The sequence below is a fragment of the Pseudocitrobacter sp. 73 genome (genome assembly GCF_008369545.1).
Taxonomy (GTDB): Bacteria; Pseudomonadota; Gammaproteobacteria; order Enterobacterales; family Enterobacteriaceae; genus Pseudocitrobacter; species Pseudocitrobacter vendiensis.
Genome location: NZ_VTZO01000020.1, coordinates 31,477 through 57,099 on the forward strand (window position 1 = coordinate 31,477; position 25,623 = coordinate 57,099).

Consider the following 25,623-nt stretch of genomic DNA (forward strand, 5'->3'; position numbering starts at 1 on the left):
CATCTGCGAGGTATCCTATGAACAATCCTGGCAAGCATCTCCTTTTGTGGGATAAGGGGAGAGACTTATGGCGATGAAGCAACCGGCACGCGAGTGTGACGTTCTGGTGGTCGGTAGCGGGGTAGGCGGGCTTTCGGCGGCTGTGACGGCTGGCCTGAATGGGCTGGATGTACAGGTCATTGAGAAAGAAGCCGTTTTCGGCGGCACCACGGCGTTTTCCGGCGGCGTGCTGTGGATACCAGGCAATCATCTGGCGCAGCAACAGGGCATTGAGGACTCTCCCGATGCGGCGCGTACCTATTTGCGTAGTGAAGCGGGCGAGAGCTATCGCCCGGAGCTGGTGGAGGCTTTTCTGCAACAGGCCCCGCAGATGCTACGTGTTTTTGAAGAGAAAACCCATTTTCGCTGCAACCTCTATCAATACCCCGATTACCATCCGGATGCGCCGGGGGGCGTGATGCGTGGGCGCTCGGTAGTGCCGGAAGCGTTCGATATCCGTCAGTTGGGCGATGACATGAAACGTCTGCGTAAACCGTTACGCACCATCACCTTTATGGGAATGATGTTCAGCTCGTCAAACAACGATCTCAAACACTTCTTCAATGCCACCCGTTCGCTCACATCTTTCGTCTATGTGCTGAAACGGCTGAGTCGCCATCTGCTGGAAATTGCTCGCTATGGTCGTGGCATTACCGCTAACGGGGGTAATGCGGTAGTGGCTCGGCTGGCCTGCTCGGCGCGTGACCTGGGCGTGCCGATTCATACCGGGATGGCTGTTAAAGAACTGATTGTGGAAAACGGCGTGGTACGCGGCGTGGTGGCTGAGCGCGACGGCGAGCGAGTGTCTCTGTATGCGAAGCGCGGGGTGGTGCTGGCTTCCGGTGGTTTTGCCCGCGATGATGAACGGCTGAAGAAGTTGTATCCGCACGTTAAACGTGGCGGCATTCAGCTTTCACCGACACCGCCAGGCGCGGACACCGGCGATGGTATTGCAATGGCCGAACGCATTGGCGCGCGTTTTGATAACAGCTATCCGAACGGTGCGGCATGGATCCCGGCATCGAAAGTACAGATTGGCCGTCAACAATTTGTCTTCCCGCATCTGGTCGATCGCTACAAGCCGGGTTTTATCATGGTCAATCGCCACGGTGTGCGTTTTTGCAATGAAGCGGACTCCTATCATGACGTCGGTATCGCCATGATTGAAACCTGCCGCGACGATAATGAAACCTTTGCGTGGCAAATCTGCGACCACAAAGCCTTGCGTAAATATGGCATGGGATTCGCCAAGCCTGCGCCATTGCCCGTTTCCCTCTATACCCGCAACGGTTATCTGCTGAAGGGCAAAACGCTGACGGAACTGGCAGAGAAGATGGGGGTCCCCGTTGCCGCGTTAAATCATACGGTTACCGCCTTTAATGCTGATGCACGGTGTGGGAAAGATACCCAATTCGGCCGTGGAGGGTCGGCGTATAACCGCTATCTCGGCGATGCCAATCATCAGCCTAATCCCTGCGTTGCGCCCATTGAACAAGGGCCGTTTTATGCTGTGAAGCTGTTCATGGGCGACCTGGGCACGTTCCATGGTCTGAAAACCGATGGTGAAGCACGCGTGCTCGACTTACAGGGCCTGCCCATTCCCGGCCTGTACGCCGCCGGGAATGAGATGGCAAGCATCATGGGCGGCAGTTATCCGGGCGCGGGTATCACCCTCGGCCCTGCCGCTACCTTCGGGTATATCGCCGCCAACTCCCTTGCCGCACGCGGTGAAACCACAGCGCTGCCTCAGCGTGAAGCATCCTGAATTCGGAGATAATTATGTCTACACTTTTTACGCCCCTTACCGTAGGGCCGTTAACGCTGACCAACCGTATTGTCGTCCCGCCGATGTCGCAATATTCCGCCGCCAGCGATGGCATTGCTACGCCCTGGCACGCCCAGCATATCGGTGGCCTGGCGATTTCCGGCGCGGGGCTGGTGATTTGTGAAGCAAACGGCGTCACGCCGGATGGACGTATTACGCCGCACTGCCTCGGCTTGTGGAATGACGAACAGGCGCAGGCATTGAAAAAGCTGCTGGACGATATTCGCACCTACAGCGCCACGCCAATCGGTGTGCAGCTTAACCATGCGGGGCGGAAGGCGGGCACCAATCCGCCGTGGCGCAATCAGGGCGCCTCACTGTCTGACGAAGAGGGCGGCTGGCCGACGGTCGCGCCCTCCGCCATTCCTTACAAACCCGGCTGGCGGGTGCCGGAAGAACTCGACGAAGCGTGCATGACGCGCATTATTGACGGCTTTGTCGCAGCGGCTTTGCGTGCGCGGGAAGCGGGCGTCGATTTCGTTGAGCTGCACGCCGCCAATGGTTATTTACTGAATCAGTTCCTGTCGCCGCTCAGCAACCAGCGCCAGGATGCTTACGGCGGCAGCCCGGAAAACCGAATGCGTTTCCCGCTGCGGGTGGCAAAAGCGCTGCGCGATGTGTGGCCGAAAACGCAACTGCTGGGGGTGCGTTTCAACGGCGGTGAATTCGCAGAAGGCGGGTTAGGGCTGGAAGAGTTGGTGCAGTTTGCCCGCGAACTTCATGCGCTGGGCTATGATTATCTTCATGTTTCTGGCGGCTACAATATCTACAACCAAACCCCGCCGGCGGATAAACCTGGTTATATGGTGCCGTTTGCGGCAGCGGTAAAAGAGGCATTGCCGGAGGCGGTAGTGATAACCGTAGGGCTGATTTATGAAGCGCAGCAGGCGGAAGAGATCCTGCAAGAGGGAAGGGCCGATCTGGTTGCGATAGGGCGCGGGATGCTCGACGACCCGAACTGGCCGATTCATGCCGCGATTGCGTTGGGCGAAACGCCGCCGTGGCCGAAACCGTATGACCGCTTCGGGCCGCTTGGTTGGCCGACGCATCAGACCCAGGAGGCCAAATGAATACAATGCCGATTGTCGATCACCGCATTTACACCATTCGCCTGCGTAAGATGAACGAGTTCATCGAGGTTTTTGATTCGCTGGCGATGCCGATTTTGCTGGAAACGCTGGGGCATCCGCTGGGGTTCTACACGAGTTTTGTGGGGCCACAGAACCAGTTCGTTCACCTGTGGGGGTATGAAAGCCTGGCGGAGTATGAACGCCGTAGCCGGCTGCGCGACTCGCATCCTGGATTCGCCGCCTATTTAAAAGCGTCGGAACCGTTTATTGTGGCGCAGGAGACGCGGTTAATTCGGGCGACGATGGAATGTGCGCGCTGATGCCCTCACCCCGGCCCTCTCCCACAGGGAGAGGGAGAAAACCGGCGCAGGGACTAGCAACTGAGCACCATCAGTCCCCTCTCCCTTGAGGGAGAGGGCTAGGGTGAGGGGGAAAATGCGCGCACAGATGCCCTCACCCAGGCCCTCTCCCACAGGGAGAGGGAGAAAACCGGCACAGGACGAGCAACTGAGCACAATCAGTCCCCTCGCCCCTTCGGGGAGAGGGTTAGGGTGAGGGGGAAAATGCGCACGCCGATGTTCCCCATGATTTCTATCCAATGGAGGCACCATGAACCTGAGCAACAGCATTCCGGTCTTTAAGCTCTACGGTGAAAGCCTGCACTGGCCGACGCCGGATTTGCTGCATTGTGAATCCATTCACAGCCGTAGCAGCCTCTATGACTGGTGTATCCGCGTGCATCAGCATACGGATCTCATCCAGCTTCTCTACGTCCACAAAGGGCAGGGCGAAATTGAAATCGAAGGCGTGACGCACACCTTCAAAGACGCCTGCATCCAGATAATCCCCGCGCTTTGCGTGCACGGTTTTCGTTTTTCACCCGGAACGGAAGGTTTTTCCCTCTCGCTCGCCGCACCGCTGGTGGCGCAGTTCGAGCAGCAGTTTGGCCGCCCGCTCCAGGTGTTAAATCAGGCCACCTGTGTCCCGGTCGGTAATTCGCGAGAGAAAATTCAGTCACTCTTCGAGACGCTCCAGCAGGAATACCAGGCCGATAACGATGCGCGCGATATGATGATCCACTCCCTGCTCAGCGCCCTGATGGTATGGCTGAACCGCCAGGCCGCACCGCAGCCGAGCGCCAGCGACAAAGTCGAGCGCAAGCGCGCCGCCATTCGTCGCTTCAATCAACTGGTGGAAAATCATTACCGCGAGCACTTTCCGGTGGCGCATTACGCCAGTGAGATTGGCATGTCCGGCGTTCATCTCAACACATTGTGCCGGGAGTTTCACGGCTGTAGCGCCCTGAGCGTAGTGCATCAGCGCCTGCTGCTGGAGGCCAAACGTAGCCTGCTGTACACCAGCATGACGGTGAGTCAAATTTCAGATTATCTTGGCTTCAGCGATGCGACCTATTTTTCACGCTTTTTCCGCCGCGCAACAGGCGCCTCCCCACGAGGATTTCGTGACAAACCAACCGCAGCCTGCGAGACGCCTGCCCACGCCTAGTCGCGGGCAGGCGGGTGTGTTATTTCCCGGTAAACCCGGGTCGCGGCAGTTTCCCCATCAGCATGGTGGGCAGGCCGCCATCGACGCCCAGTTCCGCGCCATTGATATACCCTGATTTGTCGCTCAGCAGGAAAAGTACCGCATTAGCGATATCTTCCGGCTTGCCAATTCGCTGGCTGGCGGTAAAGGCTTCGCGGCTCTCGCGTACGCCTGGCTGCGCATAATAGTCTGCGGTCAATGCCGTTTCGATCATCCCAGGTGCTACCACATTGCTGCGTATTCCATCAGTCCCCCATTCCACGGCAATCTGTTGCGATAACAAACCAACCGCCGCTTTGCCCGGGCTGTACGCGCCGCTCCACGGCTGCGGAATGCGCCCTGAGATGGAGCCAATATGCACAATACTGCCGCTACCCGCCTTGCGCATATCATGGGCAAACTCGCGCGCACACAGCAAATATCCGGTCAGGTTGACCGCCAGTTGAGCCTGCCATTGCTCAACGCTAATGTCCGCAAGCCCAGCCGGACGCAAAATTCCGGCGGCGTTCACCAGCCCGCGGCACGGCCCCAGTTTTTCTCGTACGCTCAACGCCGCCTCTTTGATTTGCGCTTCGCTGCTTACATCGCAGGCCACCACTAAACGTCGCCCTGGATATGCCGACAGTCGTTGTTTTACCCCTTCGCAGCCTTCGGGGTTTCGGTCGAGCAAAGCGACATCCGCACCTTGTTGCGCCAGCGCCGTGGCGATGGCTTCACCAATTCCACTTGCTGCGCCGCTAACCGCGAAGACGCGCCCGGCAAGCCCTAACCAGTCGTGAGTTTGATGTGATTCGCTCATTGGGTTACTCCCTTGTTATGTGTTGAATGCAGGTGTCGAAGTCAGTTAATTGTTTGATGCGCACGGAAAAAAGGGAATGGACGAAAAGAAAGCGGACTGACACTTTTCGATGCGAAAAGTCTTTTTGCGAACCCGCGCATGGTTGAGTTCATAAAACTGTTAGTGTATTTTTATTCACTAAAATCGCATAATTAACAAAATTGATTATTTAGGGGATGAATCATGTTGAAGAAAATAGCACTGGCGGGATGTTTCCTGGCGGCTCTGGCAACGCAGACTGTCGCGGCGGCGCAAACCTATGTAGTGGGATCTGGCGGAACTTATCGTCCGTTTGAATTCGAAAACAGCCAAAAACAGCTGGAAGGCTTTGATATCGATATCATCAAAGCGATCGCTAAAGCGGAAGGTTTTGACATCAAGCTGGTGAATACGCCATGGGAAGGGATTTTCGCCACCCTGAACTCCGGCGACCGTGACATCATTATTTCCGGCATTACCATCACCGACAAACGTCAGCAAATGGTGGACTTCTCTGCGCCTTATTTCCCGGCCGATCAGTCCATTGTGGTGGCAAAAGACTCTGCGGTGAATTCCCTCGCCACGCTGAAAGGCCAGAAAGTCGGCGTGGTGAACTCCAGCACCGGCGATATCGTGGTTTCGGATGTGTTGGGAAAAAACAGCACCGATATCAAACGTTTTGATAATACCCCGCTGATGTTGCAGGAGCTGTATGAAGACGGCCTTGGCGCGGCGGTAGGCGATGTCGGCGTGGTGAAGTACTACATCAAAAATCACCCGGAAAAAGCCTTTAAACTGGTGCAGGATGCTAAATTCCAGCGTCAATATTTTGGTATCGCGGTCGCCAAAGGGAACGATGAACTGCTGGGCAAAATCAACGCTGGCCTGAAGAAGATCGTTGCCGACGGCACCTATGCCAAAATTTACACCCAGTGGTTTGATGCTGATGTGCCTGTCTTACCTGCGCAATAACAACGCGGATACTTATTTTAAAAACGGACAGGATGTGTCATGACCGGATTTCGTTGGGAAATCATCCAGGAGTATGCGCCGCTCTTTGTTGAAGGCGCGTGGATGACCATTAAGTGCACCATTATCTGTGTGATTTTGGGCACCTTGTGGGGGTTATTACTGGGCCTCGGGCGGATGGCAAAAGCCGAGCATGGCCCGTGGCGCTTTATTTTGCGCTACTTTGTGCAACTGCCAGTGCGTATTTACGTCAGCGCATTTCGCGGCACGCCGCTTTTTGTGCAGATTATGGTTGTGCATTTCGCGCTGGTGCCATTGCTGATAAACCCGCGCGATGGCGTGCTGGTGACGAGCGGCATCATGTCGGTCGATTTCGCCCGTATGCTGCGCTCGGACTACGGTGCGTTTCTTTCGTGTATTGTGGCGATTACCCTCAATGCCGGGGCGTATGTTTCTGAAATCTTCCGCGCCGGCATTCAGTCTATCGACGGCGGGCAGATGGAAGCTTCACGCGCGCTGGGTATGACGTGGGGCAAAACTATGCGCAAGGTCATCCTGCCGCAGGCGTTTAAACGTATTCTGCCGCCGCTCGGCAATAATGCGATTGCCATCGTGAAGGATTCTTCGCTGGCCTCGGCGATTGGCCTGGCCGATCTCGCCTACGCCGCGCGGACGGTTTCTGGCGCGTATGCCACCTATTGGGAACCGTATCTGGCTATCTCGATTATCTACTGGGTCCTGACGTTTATCTTGTCGCTGCTGGTCCAGCATATGGAAAAGAGGTTGAGCAAAAGTGATTCACATTGAAAATCTGCAAAAACGTTTTGGTGCGACTCACGTGCTGCGCGGGATCTCCTGCGAGATTAAGCCTCAGGAAGTGGTGTGCGTTATCGGCCCATCCGGCTCCGGGAAAAGTACTTTTCTGCGCTGTTTGAATGCACTGGAAACGCCTGATGACGGTAAAGTATCGGTGAATGGGTTTGACATTCATGAGCCGAAAACCAATCTCAATAAGATGCGTGAAAGCGTCGGCATGGTGTTTCAGCGTTTTAATCTTTTCCCGCATATGACGGTGCTGGAAAATCTGATTATGGCGCCCATGTCGGTGAAAGGGCTGTCGCGTTCCGAGGCGATAAGTCGTGCGGAAGTGCTGCTGCGCAAAGTTGGGTTGCTCGACAAAATCGATGCCTGGCCGTCCAGCCTGTCCGGCGGTCAGCAGCAGCGCGTAGCAATAGCCCGCTCGATGGCGATGGACCCCTCCATTATTCTGTTCGATGAACCAACCTCCGCGCTGGACCCTGAGCTGGTGGGCGAAGTGCTGGAAGTGATGAAAAATCTCGCTCAGGAAGGGATGACGATGGTGATCGTCACCCATGAAATGGGCTTTGCGCGAGAAGTGGCTGACCGCGTGCTGTTTATCGATCAGGGCATTATTCAGGAAGAGGGGACGCCGGAGCAGATCTTTACCGCGCCGCAAAACCCGCGTACTGCAGCATTTCTGAGTAAAGTGTTGTGAGGTTCGCCCGGCCTTTGCCGGGCGTTATTTCAGTGCAGGCCAAACTCCGCCATCAACTGTTGGCGCAGTTCCACAAATGCGCCGTCGCTGCGTTCGCGCGGGCGGGGTAGATTCACATCGATAATTCTGATGGGGTTGCCTTTCACTTTCGGCAAAATTAACACCCGGTCAGCCAGATAAATCGCCTCTTCCAGGTCGTGCGTCACCAGTACCATGGTGATATTTTCCGTGGCGCGAATGCGTTCCAGCTCTTCCTGCATGGTGATTTTGGTCATCGCGTCCAGCGCGCCGAGCGGTTCATCCAGCAGCAGAATTTCCGGGTCGATTGCCAGCGCGCGGGCGATACCCACGCGCTGGGCCATGCCGCCGGAAAGCTGGCCGGGCAGGGCATTTTCATACTGACTCAAGCCGACCAGTTCAATGGATTGCTGTGCACGAAGGCGCGCCTGTGCTTTTGACTTGCCCTGTACGTCCAGGCTGAAGCTGACGTTATCCAGCACCGACAGCCAGGGCAGCAGGCGTGGCTCCTGGAAAATCACCGCGCGTTCGCGGCTCATTCCCTGTACTGCGCGCCCGTCGATGACCACCTCTCCGGCATCGGGCTGCTCGAGTCCGGCAAGGATACGCAGCAACGTCGTTTTACCACAGCCGCTGGGCCCGACGATGGCGATGCTTTGCCCGCTTTCAATATGCAGATTCAAATCGCGAAATACATCAAACGGCTGGCCGTCGAGAGAAAACGCTTTATGGAGACGGCGAATGGCGATATCGCCGCGCGGTAAATTCGTGTGTGGGATCGTCATGGCGGTCTCCTCAGACTTTTAACAGAATATCGCTGGTTTTCAGCTGATCTTTTTGCAGCACACCGCCGCGTTGCAGAACATCCAGCCAGAACTGCACATCGTGATCTTCCGCCAGTCCGCCTTTACGCACGCCGTAGCCGGTGAAATATTTCGCCAGTTCCGGGTTTTCGCCGCGTTCTTTCAGCTTCTGTGCCAGAATCTCGCGCGTTTTTTCCGGGTTCTCACGGGCGAAATCGAGTGCACGCGCCGATTGCAGCACAAAGTCACGCGCTGCCTGTGGGTGTGCTTTGACGAAATCCGCGCGCAAAACGGTGAACCCGCCAGCGATAGGGCCAAGCACTTCGGTGTCATTGAGAATCGGGCGCAGGCCGCCGTGGCTGCGGGCGACACCTTCAAAGGTGGTTTGCCAGTAGCCAAACGCGGCGACATCCACCTGGCCGGAGCGCAAAGTTTGTTCAAGCTGCGGGCCCGGTACAGCCACCAGGCGCGCGGCTTTTTCCGGTAGTCCCGCTTTATGCAGCGCCTCCCGTACGGTGTAATCAAGATGCGCGCCTAACGTATTGATAGCAATGCTTTTCCCCGCCAAATCTTTCACTGATTTAATCGGGCTATCTTCCCGAACGTAGAAAATCGATTTAGTGGTGGTATCGATGCCGTTGGTCGGATACGCGGCAACAAACTGATTGCCTCCGGCGATGGAGTTGATCACCGCAGGTGTGGCTGCAGAGCCGATATCGATGCTGCCAGACGCCAGCGCGAACAGCGATTCTGGCCCCCCACTGGCGTAACCGGCACTTTTAAAGGTAATGCCTGTGCCCTTGAAATACCCTAAGGCATCCGCCAGTTCATGGGCCGAGATGCCGCCGTGGCTGGTCATATAGCGCATCGTTACGGCATCCTGCGCCTGTGCTGCGGAGGAGGCGCCAAAGAGCATCAGCGTGGTCGCCCAAAAAAGCGGAAGAATTTTTTTCATGATCTGTTCCTGTCTGCGATGAGTGTTTTCTTATAGTGTGTGGTGCAAAACATTACTGGTCACGCGGATTCCAGCGACACAGGCGGCGCTGCAGGAACACCAGAATGGTGTTGGCGAGCAGCCCGGCCAGCGCCAGCAGGAAGATGGCGGCAAACATCAGCGGGATCTGGAAATTGTACTGGGCGTTCATCACCTGGAAGCCAATTCCGCGATTTGCGCCAATCATCTCGGCGGCAATCAGCAGCAGCAGGGCGGTGGTGGCGGAGAGACGCAGGCCGACGAAAATGCCCGGAATTGAGGCCGGAACGATCACCCGGCGGAACAGCGTCAGTTCGCCTGCGCCGAACGTTCGCGCCATTTCCAGCAGCTTGCCATCGACCTGCTTCACACCGCTAATGGTTGATAACAGAACCGGGAAGAGCGCGGCCCAGAAGATGACGAACACTTTTGACGTTTCGCCAAGGCCGAAGAGCAGAATAAAGACCGGATAGAGTGCCAGCGCGGAGGTCTGACGGAACAGTTGCAGAATCGGATCCAGCGCGCGTTCAATCGGGCGGATTTGCCCCATAAACAGGCCCAGCGGAATCCCGATAATCACCGCCGAGAAAAACGCCAGCCCGGCGCGTTGCAGGCTGATGGAGATATCCCCCAACAGCGCGCCGGAATGGACGCCGTTCCATAATGCCAGCACCACTTTATCGAGGGGTGGAATCACCGCCGGGTTCAGCCAGCCGACGCTGCTGGCGACCTGCCAGCCCGAGAAGAAAAGCATCAGCAATCCGTAACGAGCGAAAAAGTTCAGGCTGCGCGTGGACCAACGCGCCGCGGTTTTCGCCGCTGCGCGCGGGCGGGAAAGGGCGGCCCCGGTGGAGGGATATAACATGCTCATGATTCACTCCTCAGGCGACTTTGGCGCGGTTCAGGGTGGAATGCCGATTCTCGGCAAACGGCAGTCCGAGGTTTTCACGCAGCGTCGTCCCTTCGTACGCCGTGCGGAACAGCCCGCGCTGTTGCAGGATGGGCAGCACCAGTTCGATAAAGTCATCCAGCCCGCCCGGCAGCCACGGTGGCAGAATGTTAAACCCGTCGGCGGCTTCGTTCTCGAACCACTCCTGGAGCGTATCGGCCACCTGTTCGGCACTGCCGACGATGGTAAAGTGACCGCGGGCGGTAGCGACCCACTGATAGAGCTCGCGAATGGTGAAGTTGTTTTCATCGGCGATCTGACGGATCAGCTCCGGGCGCGATTTCATCCCTTCCGTCACCGGCAGAGGCGGCAGCGGCCCATCGAGATCGTAGTCCGCCAGATTGATCGCTCCTCCTGCCAGACCATTGAGCAGCTCAATCCCGTCGGATTCGACAATCAGCGAGGTAATTTTGCGGTACTTTTCCTGCGCTTCTTCTTCCGTGCGGCCAACAAACGGCGCGACGCCTGGCATGATTAGCACGTGATCCGGGTTACGGCCCGCCGCTCCGGCGCGCGTTTTGATATCGCGGTAGAACGCCTGTGCGGTGTGCAGATGCTGATGGGAAGTAAATATCACCTCGGCGGTGGCGGCGGCCAGCGCGCGTCCGCTCTCGGATTGCCCGGCCTGGACAATCACGGGTTGCCCCTGCGGCGAGCGTGGCACGTTCAGTGGGCCCTTCACCTTGAAGAATTTTCCCCGGTGATGTGTGGCGTGCACCTTCTGCGCATCAAAGAAAACGCCGGAGGCTTTATCGCGGATGAATGCGTCGTCTTCAAAGCTGTCCCACAGCTTTTTCACTACATCAACATGTTCGGCCGCGCGCTGGTAGCGATATTCATGAGGATGTTGCGTATCAAGATTGAAGTTGTGCGCGGCGGCGTCAGTCGCGGTCGTCACCACGTTCCAGCCTGCACGACCGCCGGAAATGAGATCCAGCGAGGCGAATTTTCGCGCCAGGTTGTAGGGCTCTTCATAAGTGGTGGAGGCGGTGGCGATAAAGCCGATATTTTTGGTTAACGGGGCGAGGGCGCTGAATAAGGTGACGGGTTCAAAACCGGCCACTTTGGCGCTGCCGCCTTCGGTTCCTCCGGCTGCGGGGACCGCCAGACCGTCCGCCAGAAAATAGGCGTCAAACAAGCCGCGTTCGGCAGTTTGCGCGAGCTGTTTATGAAACTCGAAACTGGTTGCGCCATCTGCTGGCTGGTCCGGATGACGCCATGCCGCGATGTGTTGACCACCGCCGGGCAGAAAAGCGCCGAGCTTTATCTGTTTAGTCATGTGCCTTACCTCCTGATGGGATGCGGGATGTTCCGCCTGGAGGCCAGAATAGCGAGGGAGTTCCGCTAATTTGAAATAACAAATGTTGAATAGATTATCTGTTTTTTGGTTATAGTCAGACGACGACAGCAAGAATGCAGGCTGGCTTGAGTGAACTTTGTATTAATTGTTACGCTAAATTAGCGATAACTTTGCTTGTAATCGAGAGTACGCCTAAGGAGGTAGGTTATTATTTAGTTTTACCAATAGTTCACCCGCCTTTAATTTGCGATAACGTATAATCAGCGGGGTGCACCAGGATAAAATAACTTAAAAAACACGATGATGGTTGGGTTTTACTGGATATACGCAATAATTATAATTAAAATCATCGTGGCATTTATAAATTGCAGGGTCTTCAATCCGCCACGGGGTGGAGCGGGTTTAATCTTGGGTAAAAGAGAGAAAAATAGAATCGTATCATGGATATATCCCTGCAATTATCAATCAAGTTTATTAACGAACTCATAAAAATCGTCTCTCCGGAGTTAGTCAAACACATGGAGCGGACGGCCATCGTCGCGATGGAGCTCTGCGATTATCTTGAATTGAGTAAAGAGCAGCAGAAAAATGTCTATATTGCTGCATTACTCCATGATATTGGGGAGCTAATCGATATACGCAGTCGCGAGTACGGTGATTTTCATTCTAATAATGAATTGCATCAACGTTATACTTATAACATGCTGAACGGTCTTGATATTTTTGAGCAGACTAAAGCGATTGTCTATACGCGTCGTGCGGGGTATGAAGACAAACATCAGCAGGAAAAGGCCATCCTCTCTTTCTGCGATCGATTTGAGTACGATTTGCGCCTGTACCCGGATAACCTGGCTTCCTGTAGCGAGGATATCTGCAATGGGTTTGCTCAGCGTTACAGTGATTTCCCCGCTGAGTTTTATGATTTTCTGAATACTGTCAGCCAGCGGGAATATTTTTGGTTCCGTTTGCAAACCGATAATATTCCTCGGGTTGTTAATGTTATCTCGCCGATAAGAGTCATTCATCTGGATATCGATGACTTCCAGCAAATTTGTACGCTGATTGCCCGTATTGTCGATACCCATAGCGGATTTACAGCGGCCCACAGCATGACCGTAGGGCTTGTGGCGAGAGAGCTGGCATATTACAGCGGAATGACCAGCTACGATCAGCAGCGAATTGAAATTGCCGGTTATCTTCATGATATCGGCAAGCTGTATGTTCCTATTAGCTTGCTTGAGAAAAAAAGCGCGCTCTCGCGCAAAGAGTACAGCATGCTGAAAGAGCACAGTTATAAAACCGCAGAAATTCTCAGCGTTGTGACGGAATTAGGCGAGATTGCAGCCTGGGCAGCGAACCACCATGAACGGCTTGATGGTTCAGGATATCCTTACCATCTGAACCGTATTTATCTCGATATCCCCAGTCGTATTGTGGCGGTGGCAGACTTCTTTACCGCATTGACAGAAGTCCGTCCGTATCGTGGCCCACTGAGTATTCAGGATGCCCTGGACATCATGGATAAAGCTGTAGAGGACGGTTCGATTGACGGTGAAATCGTCGCGCTGCTGCATCAGCATAAAGAGGCTTTTTACAGTATTGTTAACCAGGCTCGCGAAGGGGGCAAGGCGCTGGTGCGGGATGTGGCGTCTATTCCTTAATAGTTGGGCTGCGATCGGCATAGATAACCAGCCCAATCCCTGACAATGTCACCACGATCGACATCAGCATTCGTACTGTTAATGCCTCACCCAGAAACACCATTCCACCCAACGCCGCCAGACAAGGCACGCTGAGTTGTAGGGTACTTGCCGTGGCCGGGCTGAGCATCGGCAGCAGGGAATACCACAGTAAATAGGCGGCGCCTGACGCCAGCGCGCCCGAGATGACCGCCAGCATAAATCCGCTCGCATCTATATGGCTTTGCATTCCGCTTAGCAGAAAAACGACCAGCGCAATCGGCACTGCCAGAATAAAATTCCCGGCGGTGGCAGCAGCGGCATTTTGTACACGTTTCCCGGTAATGCAGTACGCGCCCCAGGCGGCGCCGGATACGATCATCATTAACGCCGCGCTGAGCGGAGGGCGCGCTGCGCCAGGCAGCAGCAATAGCACCAGACCTGCCATGGCGGCGATGATACCGACGGTTTTCAGCAGCGTCAGGCGCTCGCCGCCCAGAAATCCCCACCCGGTCATGACCAGTTGTACTGTGCCAAATAACAGCAATGCGCCCATTGCCGCGCCCATCGAGACATAAGCAAGAGAAAATGCGAAAACGTAGAGCGCGAGCAGGCAAGCGTTCAGCCAGTTAAATTCTGGTTTCTTCTTAAGGGCGGGGAGCTGGAGCAAAAGAAAAAGCGCAATCGCGCCGCTGAGCAGGCGCACGCTGCTGAAAGAGACCGCATCCATATGCAGACCCTTTAATGCCAGACGGCAGAGCAGGGAATTTGCCGCGAACGCGACCATCGCCAGAATAATTTTCAACAGCACCGATATTCCCCCTCTGTATAAGCGCTCCATTCTACAGGCTCTGCTTCGTGCGTCATCCCTTTCATTACCCGGCTAATTATGCTTGATTGCTAAAATTTAATGAGTATAGTTCTCGTTCTCTTTATCGTTTGCGGTGAGTTCTGACGCTGTTCATCGGGCGTACAGGCAAATAAATAAGCATCGCCGCAAACGTCATCTTCAGCGTCTTTCACGAGCGAATTATGCACAACACAAAGGGTTTCACTTCTCCATTACGCAAAACGCTGCTGGCGTTAGCGATAGGCAGCGTAGCGCACTCCGCCAGCGCGGCAACCACCAGCGATACTCCGGCTAAAAAAGCCCAGGAAGAGACGATGGTGGTTCAGGCCGTAGAGGGCAGCGATTTTAAACCGGGCGGCGACCAGCCGGTTCCGGCCTACCTTGATGGACAAATCGCCCACGGCGGGCGTCTGGGCATGCTGGGCGAGCAGAAAGCGATGGATGTGCCCTTTAACGTCATTGGCTACACCTCAAAATTGATGGCCGATCAACAGGCGAAAACCATCGCCGATGTGGTCAGCAATGATGCGGGCGTGCAGACGGTGCAGGGCTACGGTAACTTTGCGGAAACCTATCGTATTCGCGGCTTTAAGCTCGATGGTGATGACATGACCATGGGCGGCCTGGCCGGCGTGGTGCCACGTCAGGTCATGGATACCCAGATGCTGGAGCGCGTGGAAGTCTTCAAAGGCGCTAACGCCTTGCTGAATGGCGCGGCGAGCAGCGGTGTCGGTGGGATGATCAACCTTGAGCCGAAACGGGCTGAAGATACGCCAATCACCCGCGTGGGTGTGGACTACACCTCTGACTCTCAGGTGGGTGGTTCGCTGGATCTGGGGCGTCGCTTTGGTGATAACAACCAGTTCGGCGCGCGCGTGAACGTGCTGCACCGCGAAGGAGAGGGGGCGGTCGATAACGACAAACGCCGCACGACGCTGGCGTCGGTGGGGCTGGACTATCGCGGCGATCGATTCCGTTCATCTCTTGATTTTGGCTACCAGAAGAAAACCTTCCACGGCGGCACGATGGGCGTCAACATCAGCGGCGTCGATTTCGTTCCTTCCGTTCCGGATACCACCAAAAACTACAGCCAGAAATGGGGCTACAGCGATATCGAAAATGAATTCGGTATGGCGAAAGCTGAATATGATCTGACCGATAACTGGACGACCTACGCGGCCTGGGGCATGCAGCATGGTCATGAGCAGGGAACCTACAGCGCGCCGAAGCTGATTAATGCCAATGGTGATGCGACGGTTGGTCGTCTGGATACCAATCGTCTGATCGATTCTTACAGCGGAATGGGCGGCGTGCGCGGTAACTTCGATACCGGGCCGGTCAGTCATCAGGTGAATATCGGTTATGCCGCACAGGTACGCAAAGATGCGACGGCATGGCGCATGTCCTCCAATAACCCGACCACGAACATCTATGATAATCATGATGTTGCGATGCCAGATAACGCGTGGTTTGGCGGTAATTATACCGACCCGCTGACCACCTCGCGCAGCCGCGTTCAGGGCTGGCTGTTCAGCGATACGCTGGGCTTCTTTGACGACAGCGTGCTGCTGACGGCGGCAACGCGCTACCAGAAAGTGGTGGTACGTAACTACAGCAACGCCACGGGCAATGAAGACCTCTCTGGCCGCTACACGGAAAGCCGCTGGACGCCAACTGTGGGCCTGGTCTACAAACCGTGGGAAGAAGTCTCGTTCTACGCCAACCATACGGAAGCACTGCAACCGGGCTCTAATGCACCGAGCACTGCCGCCAATGCCGGGCAAAGCACCGGTATCGCACATTCCAAACAGAACGAGCTGGGCGTGAAGGTGGATTACGGCAACGTCGGCGGTTCGCTGGCGCTGTTTGAAATCAAAAAACCAAATGCCATTTCCGATGCGCAGAATTATTACAAAATGGACGGCGAACAGCGCAACCGTGGCGTTGAGTTAAACGTCTTTGGTGAACCGATGCTGGGCCTGCGCCTGAACGGCAGCACCCAGTGGTTGAACGCGGAACAGCGTAAAACGGCTAATGGCGCAACGGACGGCAAAGATGCCGTGGGCGTGGCAAACTTCTACATGGTGCTGGGCGCTGAGTACGATATCAAACCGGTGGAGGGCTTAACCGCCACCGCACGCGTGAATCATACAGGCTCTCAATATGCCGATGCGGCAAACACCAAGAAACTGGATAGCTATACCACCCTCGACCTCGGTATGCGCTACCGCATGCGCCTGAATGCCGATCAAAACGAAATGGTCTGGCGCGTCGGTGTGAACAACGTGACCAACGAGAAGTACTGGTCTGGCGTGGATGATACCGGCGTTTACCTTTTCCAGGGTGAACCAAGAACGCTGAAAGTCTCAATGACGTACGACTTCTAATCGCGCTATTTTGTGGTCTCGCGCCCCGGTAAGCCTGGCTTATCGGGGCGTTTTATTAATTACCACTCTGAATGTATTGCCTTGCGACAACGGCACCGAAGTGTTAAAAGATGCGCCTTCATAAAAAAGCTACAGGGGTTTGACGTGAAAGACACGTCCTCAGCATCCGAGCGTATTCAGGATGCTTCGTCGGAACAGGTTCCGACGCTGCAACGCGGCTTACAAAACCGACATATTCAATTGATAGCTCTTGGCGGCGCGATTGGCACCGGTCTGTTTCTCGGCATTGGCCCGGCGATTCAGATGGCGGGCCCGGCGGTTCTGCTGGGCTACGGCGTTGCCGGGATTATCGCATTTCTGATCATGCGCCAGCTCGGTGAAATGGTCGTGGAAGAACCGGTATCCGGGTCGTTTGCTCACTTTGCCTACAAGTACTGGGGGCCGTTTGCGGGCTTCCTCTCCGGCTGGAACTACTGGGTGATGTTCGTGCTGGTCGGCATGGCGGAGCTCACCGCAGCGGGAATTTATATGCAGTACTGGCTGCCAGATGTGCCTACCTGGATCTGGGCGGCAGGCTTCTTTGTGCTGATTAACGCCGTCAACCTGGTGAATGTTCGCTTATATGGCGAAACGGAATTTTGGTTTGCGCTGATTAAGGTGCTGGCTATCATCGGCATGATCGGCTTTGGCCTGTGGATGTTGTTCACAGATCATGGTGGCGATCGCGCCAGCATTGATAATCTGTGGCGTTATAACGGTTTCTTCGCCACCGGCTGGAATGGGCTGATTACCTCACTGGCAGTGATTATGTTCTCCTTCGGCGGGCTGGAGCTGATTGGTATTACCGCTGCAGAGGCGCGTAACCCGGAGACCACCATTCCAAAAGCAGTCAATCAGGTGGTGTACCGTATCCTGCTGTTTTATATCGGTTCGCTGGTGGTTCTGCTGGCGCTTTACCCGTGGGTGGAGATCAAGTCCGATAGCAGTCCGTTCGTGATGATCTTCCATAATCTGGATAGCAACATCGTGGCATCGGCGCTGAACTTCGTGATTCTGGTGGCGTCACTTTCGGTGTACAACAGCGGTGTCTACTCCAACAGCCGTATGCTGTTTGGGCTGTCCGTACAGGGCAATGCGCCGAAGTTCCTCACCAAAGTCAGCCGTCGTGGTGTGCCGGTGAATTCACTGCTGCTTTCCGGGGCGATCACCTCGCTGGTGGTGCTGGTGAACTATCTGTTGCCGAAAGAGGCCTTCGGCCTGCTGATGGCGCTGGTTGTTGCTACGCTGCTGCTGAACTGGGTGATGATTTGCATGGCGCACCTGAAGTTCCGTGCGGCGATGCGTCGCAAAGGCCGTGAGCCGAAATTTAAAGCGCTGCTGTCGCCTGCAAGCAACTACATTTGTATCGCCTTCCTGCTGATGATCCTCGGCCTGATGTGTACCATGGACGGCATGCGCCTGTCGGCAATTCTGCTGCCAGTGTGGGTGGTGTTCCTGTTTGTTGCGTTTAAGACGTTGCGGCGCAAAGGGTAAAGCCCAGTCGACGAAAACGTCTCTGTTTTCGTGTACGCATTATTGCCCGGTGGCGCTACGCTTACCGGGCCTACAAACATCGTACCCGCACAGATACTGCTCCCAATATTTTAATCGTGACCCATCTCCCAGATCCTACTCATGATCCGCGATCTTCTTTTTGTAATCGATTACTTTTCTTTTCAGGGTTAAATGTAATCGATTACTTTTTGAGGGTGGCAAACATGGTGTCAACAACCGAAAGTAGTAATGGTCTCACCGTTCAGCATCGTATGCTGGTTCCACGGCTGTCGTTAATGATGTTTATGCAGTTCTTTATCTGGGGCAGTTGGTCGGTCACGCTCGGGCTGGTGATGACTCAGCACAACATGTCGCTGTTAATTGGCGATGCGTTCTCCGCAGGCCCCATTGCGTCTATGCTTTCCCCGTTTGTGCTGGGCATGCTGGTGGATCGCTTCTTTGCGTCGCAGAAAGTGATGGCGGTGATGCATCTGCTGGGCGCGGCGATCCTTTGGTTTGTACCGCAGGCGTTAGTGGCACAAAACGGCTCGCTGCTGATTGCGCTGTTGTTTGGCTATACGCTTTGCTATATGCCAACTCTGGCGCTGACCAATAACATTGCCTTCCACAGCCTGGCGAATGTCGATAAAACGTTCCCGGTGGTGCGCGTGTTCGGCACCATTGGCTGGATTGTGGCGGGTATTTTTATCGGCGTGACGGGGATTTCCGATACCACGGGCATCTTTACCCTGGCGGCAATGTGTTCGGTGGCGCTGGCGGTCTACAGCCTGACGTTACCGCATACCCCGGCTCCGGCAAAAGGGTTGCCGGTTAAGCTGCGCGATCTCTTTTGCGCCGATGCTTTCGCGCTGCTGAAAACGCGTCATTTCCTGGTCTTTGCTATCTGCGCGACGCTTATCTCTATTCCGCTGGGCACCTATTACGCGTATACCGCGTCCTATCTTGCCGATGCGGGCGTGGGAGATGTCAGTACGGCGATGTCCTTCGGTCAGATGTCCGAAATTTTCTTCATGCTGGTTATTCCTCTGCTGTTCCGCCGTTTAGGCGTGAAGTACATGCTGCTCATCGGCATGCTGGCGTGGTTTGTGCGCTATGCCTTCTTTGCGCTGGGCGTCAGCGAAGAGGGGCGCTTCCTGCTGTATCTCGGCATTTTGCTGCACGGCGTATGCTATGACTTTTTCTTCGTGGTGGGCTTTATCTACACCGACCGCGTGGCGGGCGAGAAGGTGAAAGGGCAGGCGCAAAGCATGGTGGTGATGTTCACCTACGGTATCGGCATGCTGCTGGGCTCGCAGATTTCTGGGGCGCTCTACAACCGTCTGGTGGCCGGGCACAGCGTGCCGGAGGCATGGGTAACCTTTTGGTGGATCCCGGCGGTTGCCGCCGCCGTTATTGCCATTATTTTCCTCTTCTCGTTTAAGTATGACGATAAGACGCAGGCGTAGTGTTTAAGGAGGTGGTATGAAAACAATCAAAGGACCGGGAATTTTTCTTTCTCAGTTTATCGCAGGCGATGCGCCCTTTAATACCCTGGATGGTCTGGCGGAGTGGGCTGCCGGGTTAGGCTATAAAGCGCTGCAAATTCCCTGCAATCATCCGGCGATATTTGACCTGGAAAAGGCGGCTGCCAGCCAGACTTACTGCGATGAGATTCGCGGCAGTTTGGCTGAAAAAGGGCTGGAGGTAAGTGAGTTATCGACGCATCTGGAAGGGCAACTGGTGGCGGTGCATCCGGCCTATGATGATGCGTTCGATCACTTCGCGCCGACCGCGCTACGCGGCAACCCGCAGGCACGTCAGCAGTGGGCGGTAGAAACAGTGAAGAAAGCTGCGCAGGCATCCGCCCGTCTTGGGTTATCGGCGCATGCGACCTTTTCTGGCGCGCTGGCGTGGCCCTATTTTTACCCCTGGCCGCCGCACAATGCTGCCCTGTTGCAGGACGCCTTTGCTGAACAGGCGCGTCGCTGGCGGCCGATTCTGGATGTGTTTGATGAGCACGGCGTGAACCTGTGCTATGAAATTCATCCCGGCGAGGATCTGCATGACGGCCTGACGTTTGAACGTTTTCTGGAAGGCGTAGGACATCATCCGCGCTGTCATATGCTTTACGACCCCAGCCATCTGCACCTGCAAAATATTGACTATCTGGCGTGGATCGATATCTATCATTCACGCATTAAAGCGTTTCACGTTAAGGATGCCGAGTTTGAGCGCAACGGGCGCAGTGGCGTGTACGGCGGTTATCAAAACTGGCTCACCCGAGCCGGGCGCTTTCGATCACTGGGCGACGGACAAATCGACTTTAAAGGGATTTTCAGCAAGTTAACCCAGCATGATTACGACGGTTGGGCGGTGCTGGAGTGGGAGTGTTGTCTGAAATCCGCAGAAGTGGGGGCACGCGAGGGAAGCGAGTTTATTCGTCGGCACATCATCCCGGTATCCACTCGGGCGTTTGATGATTTTGCCGCCGGCAGCGAGGCAGAGAAATGATTCAGGTAGGAATTATCGGCAGCGGATTTATTGGCCCGGCGCATCTTGAAGCGCTACGCCGTCTCGGTAACGTGCAGGTGGTGGCGTTGTGCGACAGCAGTCTGGCGCATGCGCAGGCGAAAGCGGATGAACTTTCGGTGCCGCACGCGTATGGCGACGTGGACACCTTTCTGGCGCATCCGGGCTTACAGGTGGTTCACAACTGCACGCCCAATCATCTGCATGCGCAGATTAACCGGCAAATTCTTGCCGCCGGGAAGCATATCTTCTCGGAAAAACCGCTGTGCCTGACGCCAGATGAGGCGCGGGAACTGGTAACGATGGCGGAGGACGTGGGCGTCGTGCATGGCGTCAGCTTTGTTTATCGCCAGTTCGCGATGGTGCAGCAGGCGGCAAGTATGCAGCGCAGCGGCGCAACCGGGCGGCTGTTCTCGGTTTACGGTAGCTATTTACAGGACTGGATGCTCAACGAAACGGATTTCAACTGGCGCGTGGATGCCGAACAGGGCGGGGCCTCGCGGGCGATGGCGGATATCGGTTCTCACTGGTGCGATACGGTGCAATTTGTAACCGGTAGGCGCATCGTAGAAGTGATGGCGGATCTTGCAATTGTTTGGCCGACGCGCAAAGCGAATGTTGCAGGTTCCTCAACGTTTAGCCCGCAGACGCAGGCCGCGCAGTATGCGGATTATCCTGTCACCACGGAGGATGCGGGTTCGGTACTGTTTCGTTTTGACGATGGCAGTAAAGGGTGTTTCAGCGTCTCGCAGGTGAGCGCCGGGCGTAAAAATCGTCTTAGCTTTGAGCTCAACGGCAGTGAATGCTCGCTGGCGTGGGATCAGGAAGTGCCGCAACAGCTGTGGATCGGCAAACGTGAAGGGGCGAATCAACTGCTCAGTGACGACCCTGGTTTGCTGAATCGGGATATTGCCGACAGCGCCCATTTCCCTGGTGGCCATATCGAGGGCTGGCCGGACGCCTTCAAAAATATGATGCAGAACTTCTATCGCGCGGTGGCGCAGGGGGAAATGCCGCCAGCCAGGTCGCGACGTTTTGCCTCCTTCCGGGACGGTGCAAATGTGATGTATATCATTGACGCAATTATGAAAAGCCATCAGCAACAGCGTTGGGTACGCGTAGCGGATTAAGCGTCTGCCCGGTTCGCCGGGCGGCGTTTTTGTGATAGCCTGCATCCCACGCGTTAATAGCAGGATATCTCCTTCCTATGTCCATTCAGAAAATTGCGCGGCTGGCCGGTGTGTCGGTCGCCACGGTGTCGCGCGTGCTGAACAACAGCGACACCGTAAAGCCGAAAAACCGCGAGCGGGTACTGCAGGCGATTAAAGAGAGTAACTACCAGCCAAACCTGCTGGCGCGTCAGCTACGCACAGCGCGCAGTTCGATGATCCTCGTGATGGTTTCTAACATCGCCAACCCGTTTTGCGCCGAGGTGGTGAAGGGCATCGAAGAACAGGCCGAAAAAAAGGGTTATCGCATTCTGCTGTGCCATTCCGGTTCTGATATCGAACGTTCAAAATCCGGTTTACGCCTGCTGACCGGTAAGATGGTTGACGGCATTATCACTATGGATGCGTTCAGTAAGTTGCCGGAGCTGAAAATGATTATCGGCGATGCGCCATGGGTGCAGTGTGCGGAGTATGCCGACACCGGCTCGGTTTCCTGCGTGGGAATTAACGATGTCGATGCCGCCCAGCATGTGGTGAGTCATCTGGCCGACAGTGGCCGCCAGCGCATTGCGTTGATTAACCATGACCTGAGCTATAAATATGCCCGTCTGCGCGAGCGGGGCTACAAAAGCGTGCTGCATGTGCGTGAGCTGGAGTATCAGACAGTAGAATACGCGGCCGAGCTGAGTTCTGCGGCGGGGAAAGCGGCAATGGAAAAATTACTGGCGCAACAGCCGAGGCCGGATGCGGTGTTTGCCGTTTCTGATACCCTGGCCGCCGGGGCGATGCGCGCGATTGAACAGGCGGGATTGAAGGTTCCGCAGGATATCGCCGTAGTGGGGTTCGATGGTACCGAGCTTGCGGAGATGGTCTCCCCGCAACTGACGACGGTGCAGCAGCCTTCGCGCGAAATAGGCGCGAAAGCGGTAGAACTGCTGCTAAAAAGAATTGAAAACCCGGCCTCACTGGCCGAGCGAGTGATGATGGACTGGCGCTTTATTTCGCGCGCCAGTGCCTGATTATTGCGGTTGAATCGCGCCTGCCAGCGAGCGAATATCGTTCCCGGTAGGCGACTGATATACGCGCAGGCCAAACTCTTCCACCACCGCAAAAATATGGTCGAAGATATCCGCCTGAATGCTTTCATATTCCGCCCATACTACCGTATTGGTAAAACAGTATATCTCCATCGGCAGACCGTTATTATCTGGCGCAAGCTGGCGAACCATCAGCGTCATATCTTTACGAATACGCGGATGGTTGCGTAAATATTCGTTGAGATACGCGCGGAACGTACCGACATTGGTCATTTTGCGCAGATTCAATACCGAGGCTTCGCTACCGTGCTCGCGGTTCCATTCATCGATTTCCTGATGGCGCGAATCCATATACGGTTTCAGCAGTTTAGCCTGAATCAGACGCTGCTGTTCCTGCTCATCGAGAAAATGCACGCTGGTAGTATCGATATTAATGCTGCGCTTAATTCGACGACCACCGGATGCGGACATACCACTCCAGTTTTTAAAAGAGTCAGAGACCAGCGACCAGGTTGGAATGGTGGTAATGGTGTTATCCCAGTTACGCACTTTTACCGTGGTCAGGCCGATATCCGTTACCGCGCCGTCTGCGCCATATTTTGGCATCTCAAGCCAGTCACCAAGCTTCAACATGTCGTTGGCTGAAAGCTGAATACCCGCAACCAGGCCCAGAATCGGGTCCTTAAACACCAGCATCAGCACGGCGGCCATTGCGCCGAGGCCGCTAATCAGAATCGCCGGTGATTGCCCCAGTAGCAGAGAAATAATCAGAATGCCGACCAGGATGGCGCTGACCAGTTTCACGCCCTGGAATATACCTTTAAGCGGTAACTGAGACGCAGCGGAAAATTTCTGGCTGAGATTAAAGATGACGTCTAATAATGAGAAGAAAGACAACAGGGCATAAAGCATGACCCACAGTTGGGCACAGGTTGTCAGAATTTGTGCCGCATCACTGCCTTTTTGTAGCCATAAAACGGCCTGTACGTTGACGATAATCCCTTGCAGGGTAAACGCCAGTCGATGGAAAAGTTTATTCTGGGTAATGATTTGCAGCCATAATTTGCTGCTGGCCTGTGCGCGTCGTTCAAACGTCCGTAGCACAATGCGGTGCAGGATAATATGTACGACAATTGCGGTAAGTAAAATAATACCAAAGATAATCACCAGGGAACTGGTGTGATTTATTTCGATGCCGAGTTCTTCGACCTGAGCTATCAATTCCTGCATAACATCTCCTTTATAACCAGTGCCTATAATGGCTGCTGAGGGAATATTATGCAAATTGGGGGCGCGGTGCGGTTTGGTGCCCTCACCCCGGTCCTCTCCCACAGGGAGAGGGAGAAAACCAGCACCAAAATTTCACCTGGCGCGATCGGTTCCCTCTCCCTGTGGGAGAGGGCTAGGGTGAGGGGGATAAGTTAAATCTCAGTCAAGATTTCTGACAGCGGCAGACGCGATTTTGGCAGTGCAGCGTTGAAATCTTCCACGCTGTGATGACCTACCGGCACAACCACCAGGCTGGTGAAGCCTTTCTCTTTCAGGCCAAATTCGGCGTCGAGCACGGCAGCGTCGAAACCTTCAATCGGTACCGCGTCCAGGCCCATCGCGCCCACGCCCAGCAGGAAGTTACCGACGTTCAGGTAAACCTGTTTTGCCATCCATTGATCGTCGTCCTTCAGATCTTTGCGATGCATATCGGCGAAGAAGGTACGACCTTTGTGGTTTGCGGCTTTTGCTTCCGGGGTGGCAAAGCGGCCATCGGCCTCTTCCTGATCGACCACTTTCTCAAGCCAGGCGTCATCCATTGCAGTTTTGGCGCAGAAGACCACCACGTGAGAAGCGTCCAGCATTTTACGTTCGTTGAAGACGTAGTTACCGGCAGCGGATTTCGCGACGCGCGCTTTACCTTCATCGGTGCTGGCGACGATAAAATGCCACGGCTGTGAGTTGGTGCTGGACGGGCTGAATTGCAGCAACGTCTTCAGGTTGTCTGCCTGCTCAGCGGTCAGTTTTTTGCTGGCGTCGAAGGCTTTAGTGGAATAGCGCTTTTTGGCAACGGAAATGATATCCATAACAACTCCTGAATGATAAAAAGCACCGTGCAAGCGGTGCGTTAAGTCGGAAAAGGGTACAGCGCGGAAGGCGATTTGAGAAGTGTGAAAAATGCGATAACAGTTATTGATAAAAACGGAAAATCATTGAGGACGAAACCGTTTTTGCTCTCGTTTTGGTAACTTATCGACAACGCGCTCCCATGAATCGGTAATCAGCGATTCCAGTAACTCAGGCGTAATATCATCACCCGGATAGACGGAGATCCAGTGCTTTTTATTCATATGGTATCCCGGTTTGATGCTGGGATAGATAGCCTGATTGAGCAGCGAAATTTCCGGGTTTGACTTGAGGTTAACCACCGGCAGACCACGCGTCCACAGGTTGATCATAAAGATTTTCCCGCCGATACAGAACACATCGTACTCCGGGCCAAACGGCCAGGTCAGTTCGGAAAAGGGCATCTCCAGCGCCAGGCGTTTTGCGCTGGCATGCAGTATTTCACTGTCCATAGCGCCTCCATTTTGCAAAACGGGAACGGCGGCACCGTTCCCGCCAGA

Annotated in this window: 23 protein-coding genes; 14 read left to right on the forward strand and 9 right to left on the reverse strand. The window is 55.0% G+C overall.

The annotated features are described in order from the left end of the window. Nucleotides 1-67 precede the first annotated feature (67 nt). From F0Q32_RS18935 to F0Q32_RS18950, 4 genes are all read left to right on the forward strand, one after another. A complete protein-coding gene (locus tag F0Q32_RS18935) occupies nucleotides 68-1,804 on the forward strand; it encodes an FAD-dependent oxidoreductase (protein WP_149464302.1) in 1,737 nt (578 codons plus the stop codon). Nucleotides 1,805-1,818: 14 nt separating this feature from the next. Beyond that, entirely contained in the window at nucleotides 1,819-2,934 is a 1,116-nt protein-coding gene (locus tag F0Q32_RS18940; protein WP_149464303.1) for an NADH:flavin oxidoreductase/NADH oxidase, read from the forward strand. Beyond that, nucleotides 2,931-3,254 (forward strand): NIPSNAP family protein, encoded by a 324-nt coding sequence (locus tag F0Q32_RS18945; RefSeq protein ID WP_149464304.1) that lies wholly within the window; start codon nucleotides 2,931-2,933, stop codon nucleotides 3,252-3,254. The genes F0Q32_RS18940 and F0Q32_RS18945 overlap by 4 nt, the downstream gene beginning before the upstream one ends. A 289-nt stretch (nucleotides 3,255-3,543) precedes the next feature. Beyond that, nucleotides 3,544-4,440 (forward strand): helix-turn-helix domain-containing protein, encoded by an 897-nt coding sequence (locus F0Q32_RS18950; protein WP_149464305.1) that lies wholly within the window; start codon nucleotides 3,544-3,546, stop codon nucleotides 4,438-4,440. 19 nt (nucleotides 4,441-4,459) lie between these two features. Here F0Q32_RS18950 and F0Q32_RS18955 read toward each other — a convergent pair whose 3' ends face one another. Continuing rightward, nucleotides 4,460-5,278, reverse strand: a complete 819-nt coding sequence (locus F0Q32_RS18955; protein WP_149464306.1) for an SDR family NAD(P)-dependent oxidoreductase — start codon at nucleotides 5,276-5,278, stop codon at nucleotides 4,460-4,462. 222 nt (nucleotides 5,279-5,500) lie between these two features. Here F0Q32_RS18955 and F0Q32_RS18960 point away from each other — a divergent pair, with 222 nt between their 5' ends. The 3 genes from F0Q32_RS18960 to F0Q32_RS18970 are packed head-to-tail and all read left to right on the forward strand — an operon-like array spanning nucleotide 5,501 to nucleotide 7,781. Next, complete coding sequence (locus F0Q32_RS18960) at nucleotides 5,501-6,268, forward strand: basic amino acid ABC transporter substrate-binding protein (protein WP_149464307.1); 768 nt, start codon at nucleotides 5,501-5,503, stop codon at nucleotides 6,266-6,268. Between the two features lie 39 nt (nucleotides 6,269-6,307). Beyond that, complete coding sequence (locus F0Q32_RS18965) at nucleotides 6,308-7,072, forward strand: amino acid ABC transporter permease (protein ID WP_149464308.1); 765 nt, start codon at nucleotides 6,308-6,310, stop codon at nucleotides 7,070-7,072. Further along, nucleotides 7,059-7,781, forward strand: coding sequence for an amino acid ABC transporter ATP-binding protein (locus F0Q32_RS18970; protein WP_149464309.1), 723 nt, complete (start codon nucleotides 7,059-7,061; stop codon nucleotides 7,779-7,781). Before F0Q32_RS18965 ends, F0Q32_RS18970 begins: the two co-directional genes overlap by 14 nt. 29 nt (nucleotides 7,782-7,810) lie before the next feature. On the opposite strand, the gene F0Q32_RS18975 is transcribed toward F0Q32_RS18970, so the two are convergent. From F0Q32_RS18975 to F0Q32_RS18990, 4 genes are read right to left on the reverse strand one after another with little or no spacing between them, the layout of a single operon-like run. Further along, nucleotides 7,811-8,584, reverse strand: coding sequence for an ABC transporter ATP-binding protein (locus F0Q32_RS18975; RefSeq protein WP_149464310.1), 774 nt, complete (start codon nucleotides 8,582-8,584; stop codon nucleotides 7,811-7,813). Between the two features lie 10 nt (nucleotides 8,585-8,594). Further along, the gene (locus F0Q32_RS18980; RefSeq protein ID WP_149464311.1) at nucleotides 8,595-9,557 is read right to left on the reverse strand and encodes an ABC transporter substrate-binding protein; all 963 of its coding nucleotides are present in this window, start codon (nucleotides 9,555-9,557) and stop codon (nucleotides 8,595-8,597) included. 52 nt (nucleotides 9,558-9,609) lie between these two features. Further along, nucleotides 9,610-10,446 carry an ABC transporter permease gene (locus F0Q32_RS18985; RefSeq protein WP_149464312.1) on the reverse strand — a complete coding sequence of 279 codons (837 nt, stop codon included), beginning with the start codon at nucleotides 10,444-10,446 and terminating at the stop codon, nucleotides 9,610-9,612. Between the two features lie 10 nt (nucleotides 10,447-10,456). Continuing rightward, entirely contained in the window at nucleotides 10,457-11,803 is a 1,347-nt protein-coding gene (locus tag F0Q32_RS18990; protein ID WP_149464313.1) for an LLM class flavin-dependent oxidoreductase, read from the reverse strand. A 461-nt stretch (nucleotides 11,804-12,264) separates the two neighbouring features. Here F0Q32_RS18990 and F0Q32_RS18995 point away from each other — a divergent pair, with 461 nt between their 5' ends. Then, the gene (locus tag F0Q32_RS18995; RefSeq protein ID WP_149464314.1) at nucleotides 12,265-13,485 is read left to right on the forward strand and encodes an HD domain-containing phosphohydrolase; all 1,221 of its coding nucleotides are present in this window, start codon (nucleotides 12,265-12,267) and stop codon (nucleotides 13,483-13,485) included. On the opposite strand, the gene F0Q32_RS19000 is transcribed toward F0Q32_RS18995, so the two are convergent. After that, the gene (locus F0Q32_RS19000; protein WP_149464315.1) at nucleotides 13,475-14,314 is read right to left on the reverse strand and encodes a DMT family transporter; all 840 of its coding nucleotides are present in this window, start codon (nucleotides 14,312-14,314) and stop codon (nucleotides 13,475-13,477) included. The two genes, F0Q32_RS18995 and F0Q32_RS19000, sit on opposite strands and share 11 nt — an antisense overlap. Before the next feature lie 221 nt (nucleotides 14,315-14,535). Here F0Q32_RS19000 and F0Q32_RS19005 point away from each other — a divergent pair, with 221 nt between their 5' ends. The 6 genes from F0Q32_RS19005 (at nucleotide 14,536) to F0Q32_RS19030 (ending at nucleotide 22,990) form a co-directional block, all read left to right on the forward strand. Then, entirely contained in the window at nucleotides 14,536-16,740 is a 2,205-nt protein-coding gene (locus F0Q32_RS19005; RefSeq protein ID WP_149464316.1) for a TonB-dependent siderophore receptor, read from the forward strand. A gap of 144 nt (nucleotides 16,741-16,884) precedes the next feature. Continuing rightward, nucleotides 16,885-18,273: a phenylalanine transporter gene (gene pheP / locus F0Q32_RS19010; RefSeq protein ID WP_149464317.1), complete on the forward strand. Its 1,389-nt coding sequence runs from the start codon at nucleotides 16,885-16,887 to the stop codon at nucleotides 18,271-18,273. Between the two features lie 224 nt (nucleotides 18,274-18,497). After that, complete coding sequence (locus F0Q32_RS19015) at nucleotides 18,498-19,739, forward strand: MFS transporter (protein ID WP_149464318.1); 1,242 nt, start codon at nucleotides 18,498-18,500, stop codon at nucleotides 19,737-19,739. 16 nt (nucleotides 19,740-19,755) lie between these two features. Then, on the forward strand, nucleotides 19,756-20,784 hold the full coding sequence (locus F0Q32_RS19020) for a sugar phosphate isomerase/epimerase (protein WP_149464319.1): 1,029 nt from the start codon (nucleotides 19,756-19,758) through the stop codon (nucleotides 20,782-20,784). Continuing rightward, nucleotides 20,781-21,932: a Gfo/Idh/MocA family protein gene (locus F0Q32_RS19025; protein ID WP_149464320.1), complete on the forward strand. Its 1,152-nt coding sequence runs from the start codon at nucleotides 20,781-20,783 to the stop codon at nucleotides 21,930-21,932. Before F0Q32_RS19020 ends, F0Q32_RS19025 begins: the two co-directional genes overlap by 4 nt. Before the next feature lie 77 nt (nucleotides 21,933-22,009). After that, nucleotides 22,010-22,990 carry a LacI family DNA-binding transcriptional regulator gene (locus F0Q32_RS19030; protein WP_149464321.1) on the forward strand — a complete coding sequence of 327 codons (981 nt, stop codon included), beginning with the start codon at nucleotides 22,010-22,012 and terminating at the stop codon, nucleotides 22,988-22,990. Here F0Q32_RS19030 and F0Q32_RS19035 read toward each other — a convergent pair whose 3' ends face one another. From F0Q32_RS19035 to F0Q32_RS19045, 3 genes are all read right to left on the reverse strand, one after another. Then, nucleotides 22,991-24,238: a mechanosensitive ion channel family protein gene (locus tag F0Q32_RS19035; RefSeq protein ID WP_149464322.1), complete on the reverse strand. Its 1,248-nt coding sequence runs from the start codon at nucleotides 24,236-24,238 to the stop codon at nucleotides 22,991-22,993. Between the two features lie 191 nt (nucleotides 24,239-24,429). Beyond that, the gene (gene nfsB / locus F0Q32_RS19040; RefSeq protein WP_015965445.1) at nucleotides 24,430-25,083 is read right to left on the reverse strand and encodes an oxygen-insensitive NAD(P)H nitroreductase; all 654 of its coding nucleotides are present in this window, start codon (nucleotides 25,081-25,083) and stop codon (nucleotides 24,430-24,432) included. A gap of 123 nt (nucleotides 25,084-25,206) precedes the next feature. Beyond that, the gene (locus F0Q32_RS19045; RefSeq protein ID WP_149464323.1) at nucleotides 25,207-25,575 is read right to left on the reverse strand and encodes an MmcQ/YjbR family DNA-binding protein; all 369 of its coding nucleotides are present in this window, start codon (nucleotides 25,573-25,575) and stop codon (nucleotides 25,207-25,209) included. Between the last annotated feature and the right edge of the window lie 48 nt (nucleotides 25,576-25,623).